This is a genomic window from Methanobacterium sp. (assembly GCF_016217785.1).
GTDB lineage: Archaea > Methanobacteriota > Methanobacteria > Methanobacteriales > Methanobacteriaceae > Methanobacterium.
This window is the reverse complement of the sequence record NZ_JACRGA010000027.1, coordinates 57,751-77,810: the sequence shown is the minus strand read 5'-3', so window position 1 is coordinate 77,810 and position 20,060 is coordinate 57,751. Positions and strand designations below refer to the sequence as shown.

Here is a 20,060-nt window from a genome sequence, read left to right as displayed (position 1 = left end):
CTATTAATATTAGGCTAATAATACACTAATCAATGTATAGCATGCCCCGGATAATAAAAAGAATCCCCTTTTATTTGGAAATCATTTTGGGAAATTATTATAATCAATTCAATTTATTCCCATTCTGATTTGGTTATTCCCATTTATTGTGTTAATTTAAGTATTCTGACAATTTTACCAGCGTAGATATTAAAAAAATTTAAAAGGGTTTATTATTTCCTTATTTTCCAAATACTTACTATATCGCTGAGGATGGCAGAAGCAGTCTCCACGGATCCTGCGCCTTTACCAACCACAGTGACATCATCTGCCAGATCAGTTTTAAGGGTGGCAACGTTAAGAGTGCCCTCCACTGCAAATGGAGACCCTTTAGGTACCAGGCGGGGTGATACTTCCAGAGCATCTGGTGAAGCTTCACCAATAAGTTTTATTAATAAACCTTCCTTCTTAGCCAGAGCTATTGATTCAGCAGTTATCCTGGATATTCCTTCCACTTCCACATCTTTAAGAGTCACTGGGAGGTTTAAAACAGAATTAGCCAGTATAACTATTTTGCAGGCTGCATCAATGCCCTCCACATCCTGGTAGGGATCAGTTTCAGCAATACCCATTTCTTGTGCTTCAGTAAGGGTTTGTTCATAGGATGATCCTTCATTGGCCATCCGGGATAAGATGTAATTGGTGGTTCCGTTCAGGATTCCGTATATTGATTCTATACTACATCCAGCCAGGTTTTCATGGGCGAAATTGATAATGGGCATGGCACCACCCACTGATGCCTCGAATTTAAATTCGACTTTATTGGATGTGGCACAATCTGCAAGTTCCTGGAATGATAGGGCAAGAGGTCCCTTATTGGAGGTCACAACGTCTTTACCATCTTCCATTGCCTTCAGGATGTGGCTGCGGGTAGGTTCACCATCATCAATATCAGTGGGAGTAACTTCCACCAAACAATCATATTCAACTTCTCCCAGAACTTTAAGACTGCTTAAACCATGAGCACCGTATTCTGGGTAAGATGAGATTTTGCCTGTTTCGTTCTTGGTTTTAATGAGTAATTCTTCATCCAGACCATCTTCTTTAATGGCAGCCCCGGAACGATCAGTTACCGCAACGATCTGGGGATTAAGATCATAGTTACTCTTCAAATATTCTTTTTTCATGGATAGAACACGGGCAACTCCCTGTCCCACCGCACCAAAACCTAAAATAATAATTTTCATAGGATCACCTTTCACTTTCAAGACTCATAATCCTTTTAAACTTCATTAATAACCAGGAAGCCTTTCTGATCCCCAATTTCTTTGATATTTTTGAGTACTTCCTTTTTCTGTCCGAAATCTGCTTCCATAACGATCTTGGTGGCTGAGTTTTTAGGCTCATCAGACATTTTAAGATCCAGATCAGCGACCCTGACACCTTCCAACTGGTTTAGGAGGGTTACTGTGTCCTTTACATCTTCTTCCACAATATCTCCTACCAGAACAGTAGTGATCTGTTCCTTCCTTAGAACACCGTCCACTGCCATTATCTGAATATCTTTAGCTTCCAGAGCACCCATAACCCGATCAAGGGTTTCTTTATCTCCCTCAATAGTTATCTGCACCGGAACTGTTCCTCTTTCGGTTTTAACATCTCTTTGATGTATAACGGCCACTATGTTGGCCCCTAACCTTCCCATTGGTTCGAGGGCTTCTAATAATTGCCCTGGAACATCTGGCAGATCCAGTACAAGGTTAAATCTCATTTTACCCACTTTCCTTTCTCTGCAATCAGGTTACCCTCTTCGTCTACATGGGCGTTGCGCATGATCTTTGAAGAGTTTTTATCCTCAGCACAGTCTTCCCGTGATAAATTAACGTTGTCAACCATGTAATGGGTTTCTTCCAGTTCAGGTATGTTTTTCAGGGCTTCAGAAAAGCTTTGTAGTATCTCTTCGGCCTCTTTTTCAATCTTCAACTTTTTCACTCCCAAATTAATCAGATTGCCTTCTTTAGATTATCTTTAGTTTATTCCATATTATCAGATATTCCATTATCACTAACTTGTAAATTGAACAATCATTTTTCTATGGATTTTTATATTAATCATCTATAATATGAATCTAAATGTCTATAAATTTAAAGGATTTTTTCAATTTTTCCATATATTCCTGGTCTTTTAAGACCTTTTTTCTGAGGATTTTATGAATGCCCGATCCGTACTGTGCGGCCTTTTTAGGTCTTTTAACAATCTCAGGGGGCACACCCATCTGACTGGCCACTTCCCTGAGGATACACTTGCGCAGTTTGTCATCAGGGCCACTTATCTTATAATACATAGGTATATTCATGGCCATATTTATAATTTGGAAGTCAAGGTAGGGAACCCTTAATTCCACACTGCTGGCCATGGTTACTTTATCATCACGTTCCAGGTTCACATGGTAAAGATTCTCCACATCACTCTGGAGGTCTTCCTGGGCCTCTTCACCCTTCATGTGGTAAAAATCGAGGTAACGATGATATCCTGCAAAGAGTTCATCTGCGCCCTGGCCCGACAAGATCACCCTGTGGCCCTGTTCATGGGCCATCTCAGCAGCCAGGTAGGCGGTCATACCAACCCCTAATTTCATGACATTCCACTCTTCTATGGCATTTAGTACGAGGGGAGTGTATTCTCTCACCAGTTCTTCATCAACCGTTTTAATGTGAAGGGGAAGACCTATATCATCAGCAACTTTACTGGCAAAGACCCGGTCTGGAGAACCCTCACTCCCCACGGCATATAATTCAGTTTCAATCCCCAGATCAGCACATAGCACTGCCAGGAGAGTGCTGTCAACACCTCCAGAAAATAATATTCCTACCTTATCCAGGCCTAGGGTTCTTTTTTTCACGGATTCTCTGATATGATCCCTTAAAACCTTTTTAAGATATTTTTTATCTTTAAGATGTTCATTATTTGAGGTAACTTGAGTAATTTTGGAACACTTATGTGACTCATTTTGAGACAGGGTTTCTTTCCAGGAAGACCAGTTTTCTTTCCAGGATAATCTTTGTGGTAAAAGTACTAACTCCTGATTGTGTAACATGAAATTGGGTGGTAAAGTATGTGTTTTGTTTATTCCCGCACACCACAATGCCTTTTTTTCAGATGCAAAACCAAATAAACCATTTTCCTCTCCATAGTAAAGTGGTTTTACTCCTATTGGGTCTCGAACAGCCACCAAATCTTTACCATCATAGGCAGCGAAGGCATAATCACCATCAAGGTGTTCCACAATCATAGAAATGGTTTTTAATAGAGAACCAGTGTAGTGTTCTGTTATAAGGGCTAAAACCACTTCAGAGTCACTGTCAGTCTTAAAATCATAACCTGATCTATTTTTAAGCTCAGAATACAGTTGGGAATAATTGTATATCTCCCCATTACAGACTATGATAATTTTCCCCTTTTTCAATGGTTGGACAACTTCTGATCCCACAATAGACAGAAGGTTGTGGCCCAGTCCAATGTTACCAGGGGGTATGGTCAAATCTTTCAGGTTGCCATGAGATATTTTACCATCTACAAAAACTCCAGATTTGTCAGGTCCCCGGTGTTTAAGGGTTATTAACATATTATACAGTTTGTCACCGATATTCTCACCGATGATACCAGTTATTGCACACATAACAAGTAATCCCACAATTTCTTAATGAATCTATTTGAATAAATGATTTCTTTAATAAATATTTTTAATTTTGATAAAAGTTTCTGGATTTGTAATGACTCAAAAATCAATAAAATAAGTTTATTTCTAAATTTAGATAGTATTTATTATGTGGATGTTTTATTTTAGGTCTTCAATTTATTATTTTTAATCTTATATTATCTATTATTAGTCTCTTATAATAGATTTTCCTCTTCATGATTAATCAATTTTATTAATGCTGCATACAAAAATTGAGATTTAATTATAGATCGCATTTAATTCATGGCAAAAAAATAAAAAAAAGGGAAAATAAGTTGTTTTTTTACTTCCTTTTTGACACGGATATCCCGGCGAAGATCATCAGTATCGCCATTAATATCCCACCAATGGGTATTCCTGTAGTTTGCATACCAACAGTTTTTTCTGATGTGTCTGATGATGTTGTGGGGTTGCTGGAATCAGTGGTTGTGGTTGGATTTTCGGGATCAGATACTGAATAAGGTGAAACTGAAGCAGTTGCCCGGTTGTTGTCTGGATTTGGATCATAGAATCCTGAAGCCAAATTAGGGTCTGGATCAGTTATAACTGCCTCAACAGTCATCTGAACATTTGAAACCATAGCTTGCATTATTAAATGCATAACAGCCATTGTATTCGTAGCCATGTAACCAATACTCCACAAACCGGTGGTTGAATTAAATGAGCCATTGGTATCATCAGATACGTAGCGAAGTCCTGTAGGTGCTGTGAAATACACTTTAGCATTAGGTGCATCGTCAGGCCCATAATTGTGTGCTGTCAGGGTAAACTCAACAAAATCCAAATATTTTGGATGCGTCTCGTTCACATTTATAGCAATACTAAGGTCGGATGCTGGTGGAATGTTGATGGTGGTGTTGGTTTCGTTGTTAGTTGAGTTTTGGTTGTAGTTGGTTCCGTTAACTGTGGCGATGTTGGTTATGCTTGTGTTAGAGACCATTACTTGTGCTAAGATATGAAGCACAGCATTGGTGTTTTTTGCCAAGTTACCAATGGCCCATAAACCTGTGGTGTGGTTGTATGATCCGTTGCTGTCGTCTGAGATGTATTGTAGTCCGGTTGGTAGTGTGTCGGTTGATGTTACTCCTGTGGCGTTGTCTGGTCCGTTGTTGTGTATGGTTATGGTGTAGGTGATGTTTTCTAGGTATTCTGGTGTGGTGTTGTTTACGGTTTTGGTTATTGTTAGGTCGGATGCGGGTCCTACGTTGATGGTGGTGTTGGTTTCGTTGTTGGTGTTGTTTTGGTCGTAGTTTGTGTTGGTTTCGTTGGCGATGTTGGTTATTTGTGTGTTGGATGTGATTACTTGTGCTAGGATGTGTAGTATGGTGTTTGCGTTGTTGTTTAGTGTTCCTATGGTCCATATTCCGGTTGTGGGGTTGTATGATCCGTTGCTGTCGTCTGAGATGTATTGTAGTCCGGTTGGTAGTGTGTCGGTTGATATTACGTTGTTTGCGTTGTCTGGTCCGTTGTTGTGTATGGTTATGGTGTAGGTGATGGTTTCTAGGTATTGGGGTGTGGTGTTGTTTACGGTTTTGGTTATTTCCAGGTCGGATGCGGGGCCAATAGTTACAGTCACAGAATCATGATCATTATCTGGTTCCAGGTCATGTTCTGTTCCATTGATAATGGCAACGTTGGTTATTTGTGTGTTGGAGGCAATGACACGTGCCACAATATGTAACACGGCACTAGCACTGCTAGCCAGATCACCAATGGTCCAAACACCAGTTACAGGATCGTAGGAATTGTTAGAATCATCTGATACCCATTCAAATCCAGCAGGTAACTGATCAGTCACCTGAACATTGGTAGCATCATCCGGTCCATAATTATGGGCAGTTAAAGTGAACACAACTTCATCCATGTAATTAGGAGTCAAAGAATCCACTACTTTATCAATTCCCAGATCAGCTGTTCCTGCATCTAAACCACCTAAAGGCACACTTGCTTCTGCTTGGGCATGGCCCAGGGTCAGGGTTAATAACTCATAACCTGGTATGATGTTAAGAAGCTCAATGTTTAAAGCATCCCCTGAAGCAAAGGCATGAGTACCGTCAGGAGAAGTAACTTCTGTCTCATCACCCAATGCTATTCTCAGCACTCCTGGAAGTTCTACAACTCCGCTTATTCTAAGCTGGTCTAAAATACTTATGCCGAGGAGTTTTATGTCAGCTACAGTCCAATCATAGATTGCAGAAGCTCCTCCTGGTTCACCATTGGCAGTTGCGGTTGCATGAACATCTAAAGCATTTATTTCAAGTAATCCGCCAAGAACTAATATGTTGGCTGTGCTTCCAACACTTGAGGAACTAGTCAAGGCGCCAGTATCAAAATCGGGTGTTACGCTGCTATCTGCATTTATAACCCCCAGATTTATGATCTGGATTAAATTCAGTAGGCTCAGTTGTAGAGATACTAAACTGCTCCCTCCACTTGCTTCTGGGGGATTGGTGCTTGAATCAGCAACTCCAACTAAAGCACCTACATTGAGTCCTAGTAGTTGCAATAAGCTGGGTAAATTGGATGGAAGTATTCCTCCAGTCACCAAACCCTGATCACCTGTTGAATTCACATTCAATAAACCGGCGAGTAAATCACCGGTGAGCAACCTGACTTCCAGAGATATACCTTCACCTTCACTGTAAGGTATTACTTGGCTATCAACCAAGGCACTTGATTTTCCTGCGTATATGTCCAGTAAAATTCCTGGAATCGCACCTACGTTTAATACAAAACTTGAAGCATTGCCACTGTAAGCTGGTAAAGCATATAACCTGAAATTCGCAGTACCATAAAGATTGGGATCAGATGGATTGGATGCATTGGGGGTTACGGTTATTTCTTTAGAGTAGGATAAATAACCTAACCTAATTGCCGCCACCTGGAATACCGTTCCTGGATTGATGAAGTTTACCTGATATGTGCCATCAGCTCCAGTTATTGTTTCTGCCATTAAATTGTCACTGGTATCCCAGACCCTGATGGTAACTCCGCCCAATCCAGTATCTGAACCGCTTTCAATCACTGTTCCAGATATTATAGGATCTATGATCGATGAATCACTGTTGTTTTCATCAATTTCTGCTGATGTGTCGGACTGGATCCCAGAAATATCTGCAGAAGAATTGATAGGGGTATCACTTGAATCTGCAGCACTGACTGCACTGCAAAGTATCGCTGCTAAAAAGAATGTTAGAAGAACTGCTCCATGTTTTTTATACTTCACATTTGTCACCTCCTTTTTTGTTTCAAATAGAAATAACTGCCTTAATGGGGTTATTTCAAATGATAATGCACCTGAGTTTAAGATAAGTAAAATGGGGTTATTAACTCTCAATTTACATATCTGGTAACTCATAATACTAACTAAAGTATTATGCTTATCATGTCTTAATAATATTCAATAGTATTTAAATATTATTATTTGAAAATAGTTTAAATTCGTATAAAACTGAGCGAATGTAGATTTATTTTCTGGGATCAAACAATAATCTATTTTAATGTTTATATTGGGTAAACTATTAACTCAGGGTGTGATTTGCCAATTAATAAGTCCTTGAATTAAGAATTAAAAACCATTAAAGATCCAAAAAAAATTACATTTTTTAATACTTAACTTGGTGATTGATCATGAAATTTAATTATTAGTATGGGTGATTAACCCGGTAAAAAGAAATAGAACTAAATTTTTAGACAATCTTTCATGTATTAATAATGATTTTATGAACAGTCTTTCATGTATTAATAATGATAAACATAACCACGAGACATGGACTTAAAAAACAATTTTCTTTGGATATAACAAAAATTAGATATAAAAACAAAAAAAACAAGTAATTTCATTTTCTATTTTCTAAAGGCAGAATATTCATTCTAAAAGAAGAATATTCTCAGAAAAATTTAAACAGTGACACCTCATTAACTATTTTTATTCAACTAGGTGAGATGACATACAGGCGTCACAATCAGTTGGCATTTTTCCTTTTTCTTTGTGTAACTGACAGAGAATCTCATCAGTCTTCACTTTTCTACATATTTCACAAACGTGTGGTATTATATCCCTTTGAGTATGTTTTCCTTCCACCAAACCCTTGGCAAATTCTTTGATAAGGTTCTGGGTTTCATCATTGAATTTAATACCGTGTCCTCTTTTATCACTGATGTACTGAGAAACTGCGGGTTGAGTTATATCTAAAAGTTCAGAAATCTCCTTTTGTTTCATGCCCAGATTCAAGAGTTCCTTGGCCAGTTCAGATCTTATGGTGGGGATAACGTACCACACTACTATTTCACATGGAGGTCTCATTTTAATCACTATTTCCCCTTTTTTTTACTATTTTTTTTAATCATTTACTATTTTTTTTTAATCCTTTATTTTTAACTAAAATCCATTTTAAAAGATTTTTTGATATTTATTTATAATTTTAAGGTTTTCGCTTAATTTTAATGATTTATGTTTATTTTTAAATGCAATGTTTTAAATGTATGTATTAATGTGTATTATACTGATTTTTAGTATGAAGCGTTGTAAATGTAAGTAATATTTTTTTTAATGATTAGTTATATCCCTGCTCCTTCTGAAAAAATTTCTTCCATTTCAGTTTTACGGCTTAATAAACCATTAGCCTTCATCACAGTCGAGGTAATTCCCAGTTCTTTGATCTGGGCTTCCATTTCATCCTGACGTTTTAAAAGTAAGCTAATAACTTCGGCTACAGGGTCCGGTAATTCCCCATGATCTAAATCAATGGCACATTTACGTTCCTCCTGAACCACTCTTCCAGGAATACCTACACAGGTTGAGCCAGAGGGAACTGGTTTCAAAACTACTGATCCTGCACCGATCTTAGAAGCATCACCAATTTTAATGTTACCAATGATCTTGGCCCCAGAGCCTATAACCACACCATTTCCAATGGTAGGGTGTCTTTTTGTCTTTTCTAGACTGGTACCGCCCAGGACTACTCCCTGGTAGATCAGTACATCTTCTCCCACTTCTGCGGTTTCACCAATTACCACCCCCATCCCGTGATCTATAAACACTCTTCTGCCAATGGTGGCACCGGGGTGTATTTCGATCCCGGTTAACAGGCGGTTGATGGTTGATGTGAATCGACCTAAAAATAATAGTTTGTGGTTCCAGAACCAGCTGGCCAGTCGGTGGAACCAGATAGCATGTAAACCAGGATAGCAGAAGAATATTTCCAGAGTGCTTCGGGCGGCAGGGTCCCGCATACGTACCATTTCCAGGTCTTCTTTTATCCTTTCAAACATTTACTTTTCCTCCTGTTTAAGTTTAAATCTAAATTAGGCTTCTTTTTTTAGAAAAATATAAAAACAAACATTCAACGCTTGATAATTGGCATTGAATTGATTATTTTTACTTCTTTACTATCTCTAATTTATATTTGAGGAATCGTGTCTTCGTAGGTTTTGTAAATCTCTTCGAAAACCCATCCAACACTCAGGTACCGTTCACCGGTGTCAGGTAGTATAACCACTATCTGTTTGCCTTTGTTTTCTTCGCGCTGGGCAAGTTCTACTGCCGCACGGGTGGCTGCTCCTGATGAGATACCTGCCAGTATTCCTTCTTCCCGGGCCAGTCTTAATAGGTAAGCTCCGGCATCTTCATCTTTAATGGGAATGACTTCATCAATTAGGTCTGCCTGGTATACTTCTGGCACAAATCCGGCACCGATTCCCTGTATTTTATGTGGTCCTTTTACTCCAGTGGATAGGACTGGTGATGTTGCTGGTTCAACGGCAACTGCTTTAATTTCAGGTTTCTTTTCCTTTAGAGCTTGTGCGAGACCGGTAATGGTTCCACCAGTACCCACTCCGCCCACAACAATGTCTACTTTTCCATCGGTGTCTCTCCAGATTTCCTGGGCAGTGGTTTCCCGGTGGATTTTGGGGTTTGCCGGGTTTTTGAATTGTTGAGGTAAGACTGCGTTTGGTATTTCTGCGGCCAGTTCTTCTGCTTTGGCTACTGCTCCGGGCATTCCATCTGCACCGGGTGTTAAGACTATTTCAGCACCGAAAGTTGCCAGAAGTTTTCTTCTTTCAATGGACATGGTGTCTGGAATAGTGAGTATTAATCGGTATCCTCTTGCTGCAGCTACAAATGCCAGGGCAATTCCAGTGTTCCCACTGGTAGGTTCAATTAAAACTGAATCAGGAGTTATAGCTCCTATTTCTTCCCCATGTTCTATAAGTGCTACTCCAATTCTGTCTTTAACACTGCTGATTGGGTTGAATGATTCAAGTTTTACTAATATTTCTGCATCTAAACCTTTGCTAATCTTGTTTAACCTGACCAGAGGTGTATTTCCAATGGTTTCAGTTATATCATTTGCAATTCCTCGTGTTAATTCTGGTATTTTTACCATTTTTTCACCTTTTATTTTATATAACTCCACTTATATAACTATTGTTATACAACTTAATTAAAATAATTAATATAACTATTGTTATATAACAATTGTTATAATTTTCTTTATGTAAACATTTATAAAGGTTTTGGTTTTAACATTATTTGATAAAAACAAAATTATTCGCTTTAATCATAAAAAAGAAATTTTTATGGTATAATTTTGTTTTAGATTGGATTTTACGAATCTTAAAGTGTTTTCCTTTTATTTTATTGTCTTTGAGCTAATTTAACTTCATTTAATTAAACACCACTTCCTCCAGACTGTATTCCATCATGAGATACTTTTTCTTCTCGAAGCAGTCTGTTTATCCATGAGGATGCCCAATCTGCAAGATCATCCGCTTCGAATGGCTTGGGGATGTATGCATTCTTGTTTTCTATTACCTTCCTTGCAAGTTCCCGGTATACTTCGGCCTGTTTGGAATCAGGAGCACCTTCAATTGTTGTGACCCCATCCAGTTCACATCGGGTAACGATAGGGGAACGGGGAACGTATTCAATAACTTTGGTGTCTGTATTTTCACTGAAGTCATCTATCATATCTCTTTGGGATGTTTTAGTTATTGAGTTAGCAATTATACCTCCCAGTAGTGCGCCACCGCTACCTGAATATTTCAGTATACCCTTAAAAAGGTTGTTTACTGCGTAAATTGCCATGTAGTCTGAAGATGTAACTGTGTACACCTGTTCTGCGATTCCCTGTCTGATTGGAATGGCAAATCCTCCGCAGACAACATCACCTAAAACATCGTAGATAACAATATCCGGATCGTAATCGTCTATTATCCCATTTGAATCCAGGAGTTCTATTGCTGCAATAATACCCCGGCCTGCACAGCCGACACCCGGTTCAGGACCACCTGCTTCAACACAGTGAATTCCATTGTAACCTTCATGTATTAAATTGCTCAGATCATGGGAACCGCTTCGAATGGTATCCATAACTGTGGGTATTGGTTTCCCGTTTCTGAGGGTTGTTGTTGAATCATTTTTTGGGTCACAGCCAATTTGCATCACATTGTAGCCGATATCGGATAGAGCTGCACTTAAATTAGAGGTTGTTGTTGATTTTCCGATACCGCCCTTTCCGTATATTGCAATTTGTTTTCTTTTTGTCATTTTAAACCTCCTTTTATAAATTATAGTGAATTTAAACTCACATTTTTTGATGGATATTCTAGAGTTTGTATTACTTAAATCGTTTATATTTCCATTAAATTTATCTACAAGTCTATTTTGGATTTTTAAGTTCGTTTAGATAAGAATGAAAGGTGGATTATTTCTAAAATGTCCATTGACATTGAATTTTAATTGAAAACGTATCCACCAATCTTTTTTTATTTTTTTTAGTTCCACTTAACCAGCATTGTTTTATAACATGTTCTGATGAATTGGGCTTCAAAGTGGGCCAACAAATGAACTCACAACATCTTCCACTAAGCGCAGTCCTCCATCGTAACCTGCATAGTTATGTACCAGTACCGATTTATTGAAAACTGGAAATGCAGTGGTTATATGAAGTGCTCCAAAGTCTTCCATTGCTGTTGGTGCCTCCAGTGAACTTGAGAAAAGGAACTGGAATGGTCTATCCTCTAGATTTTTCCTTATTTTGTAGGTATCACTTTCAAAGACAATCTCCGGTTTAACCACAGTGTCAATATTGTCCAGTATCTCACGTTGGATATTTTTTCGATATTCCTCTGGAGGATTATCTGTAATCTGAACAATATCCGGCAAGTAACCAATTTCATTGGTGAGGAACTTGGTTATACTAACCGCAGTATTACTGTCTGCAGCCACTGCAAAGTAGGAGTGAGGGCGTACCAAAATGATTGCATCACCAGGATACTCCATGTAACGGTAAGTCCAGCTTTCTTCTTTGCTAATGACTTCTTCAACCGTCTTTAAAGGCACATCCAATTTTTTAGCCACTGTCCTCAGGAATTCAGCAGTTTGTTTTGCACCAACTGGGACACCCGGGAAGGTAATGAAAGGTGTTCCAAATTTTTCTTCGAGTTTTTTTACTACCCTGTGACCATTCCAGGGTGATACAACTAGGTTGTACTCTGCTGAGGGTATCTTCTGGATATTTGAAAGTCCATCTTCCTCGGTGAATATGATATTTGCTTCAACACCAATGCTTTCCAGGAGTTTCTTAATGGTGGGAAGTTCTCCTTTCCAGAAAACATGGTTGTAGGGCACAACACCGAATATGTTCACCAATTTCTTTTTCAGGGGTTTTTCAGTTAAAAGCTGGTCTACGATTGCTTCAAAGAATAATTCATACCCTTCATATGAATTACCACTAAATCCCGGTGCGTTAACATGAACTAGGGATACTTTGTCCCGGAATTCGTTTACAATTGCATCAACATCGTCACCTATGAGTGAGGGAACACATCCAGATATTACAACGAAGAGTTCTCCATTGAAGATCTCTGTTGTGGACTGGATCAGGTTTCGGAGTTTTCCTTCACCCCCAAATATAACGTGATCCTCAACAAGACAGGAGCAAGGGGTACTGGTACCTCCTTCGTTACCACCTGCTCCCTGGCCTCCGGCATAAAGGGTTCCAAAGAGCTGACCTACTCCACATCCCGCTCCGGAATGTAAAATCGGCACACCTCCACGAATTCCTAAGGTGGTTCCATAGGCTCCAGCTAAGGAGCAACTAAACCTTGGTGCTTCCAGGGTGTGTTTACTGGGATCTCCGTTTATATGGATCTGTTTGGATTTAGTCTCTTGTTTGGATTTTAATTCATTTTCGTTCATGTTTATTTCCCCTTTTCAAGGTAGTACAGTGGGTCGGGTTGTTCATACCACCAATCCTTATAACTTCTTGGTGTTTTTTCACTCAGTGTTTTTTGATAGGACTTGTTTTTAAAGGACTGTAACAGGAAGTTACCAAATGCAACTGCACCAGCATATCCACTTTGAGCACTCCATGGATCTGGGTCTCCTCTTAAGGAGTGTATTCTAGTGACATTGTTGTCACGTTCCCATGTACCCCCCTGGAATGGGCAGGTTAATGTTAGATCGGGATCCAGATTAGTGGTGACATTGGCCTGTTCTGCGGCCTGGAATGTGTTTACCATTATATCAAAGTCACCGATTTTTTCTACAATATCATCAAGCTGGTCAATCAGAAGGTCGTCAAAGTCCTGGCTCATGGCAGCTGGAGCTTGAAGTCCTAGTTCATCGAAGAAGGGCAACTGGTTCACTAACCTTCCCTGACCAAGAGATCCTAAAATTCTTACCTTTTCACCATCTTTACGTAATTTTAAGAATTCTTCCTGTATTGCCTCCATTTTAGGTACCCATATTTCGTGTTCTTCTGTTATGAGCTCCTCAATTTCCTCTTCTTTTCCAGTGTACTTCCCGATCTCGCGTAACCACCCATCAGTATTGGTTATTCCAGTTGGCGATGGGTAAAGGAAGTATGGTACTCCATATTTCTTCTTAAGACCTCTTGAGATGTAATCTGTGTAGGTGGGGCAGATCGGTGCGGTTAAGGCTGCTTCTGAGAGTTGTTCAAACTGTTCAACAGTTGCAAATTCAGGGATGAAGTTCACCCTCAAACCAACCTTCCCTAAGAGTCGTTTTATTTCCAGTCGGTCCTGCCAAGTGTAGGAAAGCATACTAGCCACATTTACCAGATCTTCTTGCTTTTCCTGAGGTTCCTTTACCAAATATTTTAGTACTGCGTGCCAGAATGCATCATATCCAGTTTGCACCAGTCGTGATCTTACCCCTTCACAATGGATGGGCACGATTTTGGCATTTACTTGTGATTGAACTCCATTTACAGTCCCTTCAATATCTTCGCCAATAATTCCAGTGGTACAGGAAGTCAAGATAAAAATTGCTTTGGGTGAATATCTCTGTTCTGCCTCCAGTATTGTTTCTTTTAACTTTTGACCCGCACCGTAAACAACGTCATTTTGTTGTAAGTTGGTTGTAAGCCAGTTAACCTTGTACTGTGCAGGTCTACCTAACTCAACTGGTACACCTCGGAATAATTCTCGGTAACCAAGTGCTCCTGCAGAGCAACCAACTGGAGCATTGAATATGACAACAGCATCACGTATCGTTGTAACCCTGTTTGAAAGGTAAAAGTTAAGCACACAACCTCCTGACTGCTGGAATTTTCTTTCAGAACATTTAACGTTTCCTTCTTTGGCGTCTTTTAAGAGTTCGGATGCTTTTCCATAGTACACATTAGTACCATGGGCTCGATGCTCCCGGTTAGGGCATGTGTTTTTACTGAGATCGATTGTCTCATCTTGGCTATTTTTATTTGGGCTCACTTTTTTCCTCCTATTTCCCGTTTCATGGTTTATACAACGATGAATGATCAAGAGCGGCTAAAAAGATCTAATAACGATCGTTATATAACAATTGTTAATTAATGATCTAATATAAATAGTTAACCAAAGTTTGTCACAAAACTAGTCAATTTTGTTTCTAAAAAAATAGATTTTACTATACAGTTAATCATTCTGTATTAGGGAATACACTTTTTCCAGTGCATCTTCAATAAAAACAGGCATAATCACGGGCCGAACTCCTCTATTTAACAATTTTTCCCGGGCTCCAGTTCCAATCTGACTCACCAGCAGGATATCACAATCTGAAATTAAATTGATTGTCTTTTCTTTTAAATCAGGATCTCCCCCGCATCGAGGGTCTGTTTCCCTAAGCTCAATGAATTCGTATTTTCCATTATCTTTTATTTCAAATATCAGGAATTTCTGAGCCTTTCCGAAATGCTGATTCACATGCTTTCCATCACTACTGGCTGCTGCTACTTTTATTGACATTTAATCACTTTGAATGGTATTTACAGAGTGTAATTTATCTTATAATTATCTTTTATATGATAATCCATTAATTTGGTTGTTCTCAGTATATCACTCTGTTTTCTCTTTTTTAAGTCCTGCCAATTGTTTTAATGCATCTTCAATAAATGTTGGTGCTATGTAAGGGTCGATGTTGTTTTTTAATAATATATCAATAGCTCCCGGGCCAATCTGGCTGGCAAGTACTGCTTGGCAGTCAGATATTAATTTAACACTTTCTTCCATGGATAATTCACTATGTCCTTCCACACTGCAGGCGGGTTTGTTTTCCCTTAGTTCCAGGAATTTATGTGTTCCATCCTCATTTAACTCGAAAATCAGAAATTGTGAAGCCATTCCAAAATGTTGGTTGATATATTTTCCATCGCTACTGGCTACTGCTATTTTTATGGGCATTTCTTTTGTCACCTTTATCTATGATAAATACTCTAATTTTATTTATACAATTATAGTTTATTTCCATGTATTCCCCCATTTTTAGGGGAATTTCATAAATCCAAAAGTTTTATATACTAATTTTTATAAGTTAACAATAGTTATATAACAATAGTTATATAAAGTAGTTGTACTTACCTGAAGTATAACTTCTACAAAATAAATCAAAAAAAATATTGGAGGAAAAAAATGCCTGAAATAAAATTTTTATCAAATCTAGCAGATCTAACTGGAGAAAAATCCCTGACAATCGAGTATGATGGCTTAATATCTGGGTTGATCGATAATTTAGATAATAAACTTGAAGGAAAAGACTTTAAAACTACTATCACTGGTGATGAGGGTGAAATAAAAGATTTCGTGAAAATACTGATCAATGGAAATGATATTCGAGGAACTGGTGGTTTAAGCTCTCCAGTAAAAGATGATGATGAAATAGTTATATTCCAGACCCTGGCCGGTGGTTAAATTTGAATATCGGGTATCTTTCCACTATTTATCACACATCATTTATTATGAAAAGTCCAGATAATAGATTTCTTGATGGAATAACACCTGATATTAACTGGACTCTATTTCCAACAGGCCCTGCAATGATGGACGCCTTTAAAACTGGAGAAATAGATGTAGGTTACATTGGACTTCCTCCAGCAATGATTGGAATTACCAAAGGACTGAAACTCAAATGTGTGGCTGGAGGTCATGTGGAAGGTACCGTGATGATTTCTAAAGATTTATTCTCTTCTTTTGATGATCTGAGGGTCGTTAGTAAGGTATTAGAACAGTTTGAAGGGGAAACTATTGGGACTCCTGCACAAGGGTCTATTCATGATGTTATAATACGGGATCTCATCCATGATCTGGATATATCCATCATTAATTATCCCTGGGCAGATTTCATACCTGGTGCCATTGATAACGGTGAAATAATCGCAGGATTGGGCACTCCTTCCCTGGCCACAGTGGCCTCCCGTGAAATTAATTCAAAGATAGTAATTCCACCAAACAAACTGTGGCCCTATAATCCCAGCTACGGGATCGTGGTAAGAGAAGAACTCATAAACCAGGCACCGGAATTTATAAACGATTTTTTAATTGCACATGAAGCTGCATGTAATTTCATACGCAACCAGACCCTTGAAGCTGCGGAAGTAGCAGCAGGTGAGCTGGGCAATATTGATGTGGATTTCGTACTGGAAACCTTCCAGATTTCCCCAAAATACTGTGCCAGTTTACCTGAAGAATATATAAAATCCACCATGGATTTTGTCCCGGTCCTTGGAAAATTAGGGTATCTGGAAAAGAAAATAAAAATGGAAGATATTTTCGAGTTGAAGTTTATTCAAGAGGTTCATCCAGAACCTTCGCACTACCATCCGTCTCGTGATGTTCCGGGTTTAGAGAAATAATTTCCTGATCAAAAAGTGTTAATTTATTGGCCAATCCCCTGAAATAGGGTATGTACACTCTGTGAAGAGTTAAACGATTTGGATTTATATTGTTTTCACCCAGGACTCCTTTTAAGTGTTTTACTTTTTCTTTCATTTGGGGGTACATGAGATCATCAGGATATTCCCCTAAAAATATGCCATCGGCACCTTTTTCGAAGGCATATAAAATGTGTTTAGCCATTAAACGGTTTGATGATGGGAGTTTGATTATTCGGATAGATTCCGGGTAGCTTATCTTGTTAATGCCCATGTTATCTGCTGCCAGGTATCCCACACTATCCAGGAAGGTGAGTATTATGCGTTCACCCCTTTCTTTTGTTTTAAGAACACCGGAAATAATGGCAAATAATTTTTCATCAGCATTTCCCATGATGCTAATGGCTTCTTCAGGGCACTGGGAAAGGCAGATACCACATCCTTTACAGGCAATAGGGTCAATGGCCAAGTTATCTTCCTGAACATAAATGGCCTTGTACTTACAGATATCCATACATTTTTTACATAGATCGCACTGGGAAGTGTTAATGGTGGCCACGAAGGGTTCTACCTCAAGGTTGCCGTTCATCAGTTCTGCAACCTTAGCCGCAGCAGCGTTAGCCTGAGAAACACTGTCTGTAATATCTTTCGGTCCCTGGGCAGTTCCGCAAACATAAATACCCTCAACATCAGTGTTAACCGGTTTTATTTTTGGATGGCTCTCTCTGATGAACATATCTTCGGTTAAACCCACATCCAGTAATTGTGCTACTTGCCGGGTGCCTACAGAGGGTTCCATGGCTTCAGATAAAACCACCATGTCTGTTTCAATTTCCAGTGGACTGTGCTCAAGGCTTTCTTCTACCCTTACCACCAGGTTTCCATTTTTCCGGGTAACTTCTCCTGCTCGGCCACGAATCAATTTAATACCTTTAGTCTGTCCGTATCGTAAATATTTTTCATACATTCCTGGAGTTCTCATATCAGTGTAACAGATTATGACTTCAGTTTCAGGATAGTAATGTTTAATGACATTGGCGTGTTTCATAGCCACCATACAGCAGACCTTGGAACAGTATGGGTTTCCATCTGGTTTTTCATCACGGGAGCCAGTGCACTGAATCATAACCACCCTTTTGGGTATCTCGCCATTGGATGGTCGCAATAATTTCCCTTCGGTGGGACCGTTTACACCCATGATACGGGCCAGTTCCATTTGAGAAACCACATCTGGAAACCTCCCATATCCATATTCTGGTCTTTTACTCAGGTCAAAACCTTTATGACCGGTGGCTATGATAACTGAGCCCACATTTATTGGTAAGACTTCTGTTTCCATTGAAAAGTCAATGGCATCCATTTTGCATGTTTCCTGGCATGCTCCACACTGTATACAGTTTTTATCATCAATGGTGTACACATCAGGAACTGCCTGAGGGAAAGATTTGTATATGGCCTTGCGTATGGTCATACCTTCATTCCAGGAGTTGGGCACTTCCACCGGACATACTTCTGCACAGCTTCCACAGGCAATGCATCGTTCTTCCTTTACAAACCCTGGTCTTTTTTCCACTATTAAATTGAAGTTCCCTGCTCTACGTTCTGCCCTTAAAAGCTTGGTTTTGGTTAATATTTTGATGTTTTTGTTTTCTACAGCCTCGTTAACCAGTGGGTTTAAAAGACACATGGCACATTCTTCTGCCAGCTTTTCAGGAGAAAAGACTTTACCAATTTTAACCATGGATCCGCCAATAGTGGATTTTTCTTCAATGATCCGTGTTTTTATTCCCTGCCTTGCCAGTGAAAGGGCAGTGGTGATTCCAGATATCCCACCACCAATAACTGCTGCACTCTTTTTTGTACGTCGCAGTAATGGGGTGATGGGTTCTGAGTATTTGGCTTTTTCAACAGCAGCTGCTGTTAATGAAATAGCTTTAGCTGTGGCTTTCCCGGTGTCTGAGTGTACCCAGGAGCACTGTTCACGGATATTGGCCATTTGCATCAGGTAGGGGTTTAATGGTTTGACATATTTCTGGAATGTCTTCTCGTGGGTAACAGGGGAACATGCTGCCACCACCACCCGGTCAAGATGTTTATCTATAATGGAATCTCTGATGAGTTTACGGCCATTGATTGAGCATAAGTTCTCGAATTCTTCCACTACCGTGGCATCTAAGGATGAGCGGAGTTTTTCCATGTCCACGTTGTCTGAGATGTTACCACCACAGCGGCACAGGAAAACACCTACTTTAAGATTTTCCTTGGCAGGGTTTAAAGCAAAATCATTTTCATTCACTTAACCAATCTCCTTTCAGGGTTGATAATTAGGGAGTAATAAAATATTTTAGGAATAAATTTTTTCTGAATAAATCAAAACAATTATCTTATGAATCTGGTTTATTTAATTACTGGTAGGTTTATTCATGTATTCATATAAAATACACAACTATTTTATAAAGTTAACTATAGTGAAGTTTAATATAATAAATATATTTCCATCATTATATCAATAAATTTGAAATTACAATTATTCTAGCTCATGACGAAGTTGAAATTATTAGCTCATGAAGTTGAAATCAGGAGTTTAATTAAAAAATAGTTATTTAACAGTTTATAGAGCTTATATTCCTAACCGAAGACTATTTTTGTGGTTACGGTTGTTCTCCGGTTAGGTATATAGCTTAATGGCAGACATCACATTTCATCATTATTGAATTTTATTTGGAAAAATAAATATTCATCATAACTCTTCTCATTTCAAAATGGATGATACATGACAAGGCAGAGGATGATTTTGTATTGAAAGAGTGGTCATGGTGATATTTATCCCAACATTCCCTGGGTGAATGGTGATAATATAGATTTTTTCACCCAATTTGGGAAATAATCCATCATTAGTAATACATTTGTTATCTACACATCGTAAAACACCTCTTGAGGAGATATTAATAGTTGAGAATGGATTTTATCTTTTTTGGATTTTATCATTTATCTACAACTACACATTTTTTAGCACCTTACAAGGGGGCTTTTTCATCTTTAAAGGAGAAATCTTATTTGTATTAATTTTAATCCTTGAAGATGGTCTACTATTTTTTTATACTTAATTGAAGGTCAGGGTAATAAACGACCGTGCGTTTGATCTTTATAACGATCGTTATAATTGCCCCTAATATAACAATTGTTAT

At 38.7% G+C, this 20,060-nt stretch carries 16 protein-coding genes; 2 read left to right on the top strand and 14 right to left on the bottom strand.

Annotation, left to right across the window (positions count from 1 at the left end):
• Positions 1–212: 212 nt before the first annotated feature.
• The 13 genes from HY987_RS11865 to HY987_RS11805 all read right to left on the bottom strand — a co-directional run bounded on the left by HY987_RS11865 (position 213) and on the right by HY987_RS11805 (position 15,406).
• Positions 213–1,226: a homoserine dehydrogenase gene (locus HY987_RS11865; RefSeq protein WP_292758970.1), complete on the bottom strand. Its 1,014-nt coding sequence runs from the start codon at positions 1,224–1,226 to the stop codon at positions 213–215.
• Positions 1,227–1,261: 35 nt separating this feature from the next.
• A complete protein-coding gene (locus HY987_RS11860; protein ID WP_292758967.1) occupies positions 1,262–1,750 on the bottom strand; it encodes an amino acid-binding protein in 489 nt (162 codons plus the stop codon).
• A complete protein-coding gene (gene gatC / locus HY987_RS11855) occupies positions 1,747–1,962 on the bottom strand; it encodes an Asp-tRNA(Asn) amidotransferase subunit GatC (RefSeq protein WP_292758964.1) in 216 nt (71 codons plus the stop codon). The genes HY987_RS11860 and gatC overlap by 4 nt, the downstream gene beginning before the upstream one ends.
• Before the next feature lie 145 nt (positions 1,963–2,107).
• On the bottom strand, positions 2,108–3,658 hold the full coding sequence (gene asnB / locus HY987_RS11850; RefSeq protein ID WP_292758961.1) for an asparagine synthase (glutamine-hydrolyzing): 1,551 nt from the start codon (positions 3,656–3,658) through the stop codon (positions 2,108–2,110).
• A 343-nt stretch (positions 3,659–4,001) separates the two neighbouring features.
• On the bottom strand, positions 4,002–6,944 hold the full coding sequence (locus HY987_RS11845) for a carboxypeptidase regulatory-like domain-containing protein (protein WP_292758958.1): 2,943 nt from the start codon (positions 6,942–6,944) through the stop codon (positions 4,002–4,004).
• Between the two features lie 702 nt (positions 6,945–7,646).
• The gene (locus HY987_RS11840) at positions 7,647–8,024 is read right to left on the bottom strand and encodes a helix-turn-helix domain-containing protein (RefSeq protein WP_292758955.1); all 378 of its coding nucleotides are present in this window, start codon (positions 8,022–8,024) and stop codon (positions 7,647–7,649) included.
• A 254-nt stretch (positions 8,025–8,278) separates the two neighbouring features.
• Entirely contained in the window at positions 8,279–8,992 is a 714-nt protein-coding gene (gene cysE, locus HY987_RS11835) for a serine O-acetyltransferase (RefSeq protein WP_292758952.1), read from the bottom strand.
• A gap of 128 nt (positions 8,993–9,120) precedes the next feature.
• A complete protein-coding gene (gene cysK, locus HY987_RS11830; protein ID WP_292758949.1) occupies positions 9,121–10,107 on the bottom strand; it encodes a cysteine synthase A in 987 nt (328 codons plus the stop codon).
• A gap of 284 nt (positions 10,108–10,391) precedes the next feature.
• Complete coding sequence (locus tag HY987_RS11825; RefSeq protein WP_292758946.1) at positions 10,392–11,270, bottom strand: nitrogenase iron protein NifH; 879 nt, start codon at positions 11,268–11,270, stop codon at positions 10,392–10,394.
• A 279-nt stretch (positions 11,271–11,549) separates the two neighbouring features.
• On the bottom strand, positions 11,550–12,923 hold the full coding sequence (locus tag HY987_RS11820; protein ID WP_292758943.1) for a nitrogenase component 1: 1,374 nt from the start codon (positions 12,921–12,923) through the stop codon (positions 11,550–11,552).
• A gap of 2 nt (positions 12,924–12,925) precedes the next feature.
• Positions 12,926–14,458, bottom strand: a complete 1,533-nt coding sequence (locus HY987_RS11815; protein ID WP_292758940.1) for a nitrogenase component 1 — start codon at positions 14,456–14,458, stop codon at positions 12,926–12,928.
• 183 nt (positions 14,459–14,641) lie between these two features.
• On the bottom strand, positions 14,642–14,971 hold the full coding sequence (locus tag HY987_RS11810) for a NifB/NifX family molybdenum-iron cluster-binding protein (protein ID WP_292758937.1): 330 nt from the start codon (positions 14,969–14,971) through the stop codon (positions 14,642–14,644).
• Between the two features lie 90 nt (positions 14,972–15,061).
• Positions 15,062–15,406, bottom strand: a complete 345-nt coding sequence (locus HY987_RS11805) for a NifB/NifX family molybdenum-iron cluster-binding protein (RefSeq protein WP_292758934.1) — start codon at positions 15,404–15,406, stop codon at positions 15,062–15,064.
• Positions 15,407–15,634: 228 nt separating this feature from the next.
• On the opposite strand from HY987_RS11805, the gene HY987_RS11800 reads away from it, so the two are divergent.
• Positions 15,635–15,913 (top strand): MoaD/ThiS family protein, encoded by a 279-nt coding sequence (locus HY987_RS11800; protein WP_292758932.1) that lies wholly within the window; start codon positions 15,635–15,637, stop codon positions 15,911–15,913.
• A 2-nt stretch (positions 15,914–15,915) separates the two neighbouring features.
• Complete coding sequence (locus HY987_RS11795) at positions 15,916–16,854, top strand: ABC transporter substrate-binding protein (protein ID WP_292758929.1); 939 nt, start codon at positions 15,916–15,918, stop codon at positions 16,852–16,854.
• On the opposite strand, the gene hdrA is transcribed toward HY987_RS11795, so the two are convergent.
• Entirely contained in the window at positions 16,784–19,168 is a 2,385-nt protein-coding gene (gene hdrA, locus HY987_RS11790) for a ferredoxin:CoB-CoM heterodisulfide reductase subunit HdrA (protein WP_292758926.1), read from the bottom strand. The two genes, HY987_RS11795 and hdrA, sit on opposite strands and share 71 nt — an antisense overlap.
• Positions 19,169–20,060 lie beyond the last annotated feature (892 nt).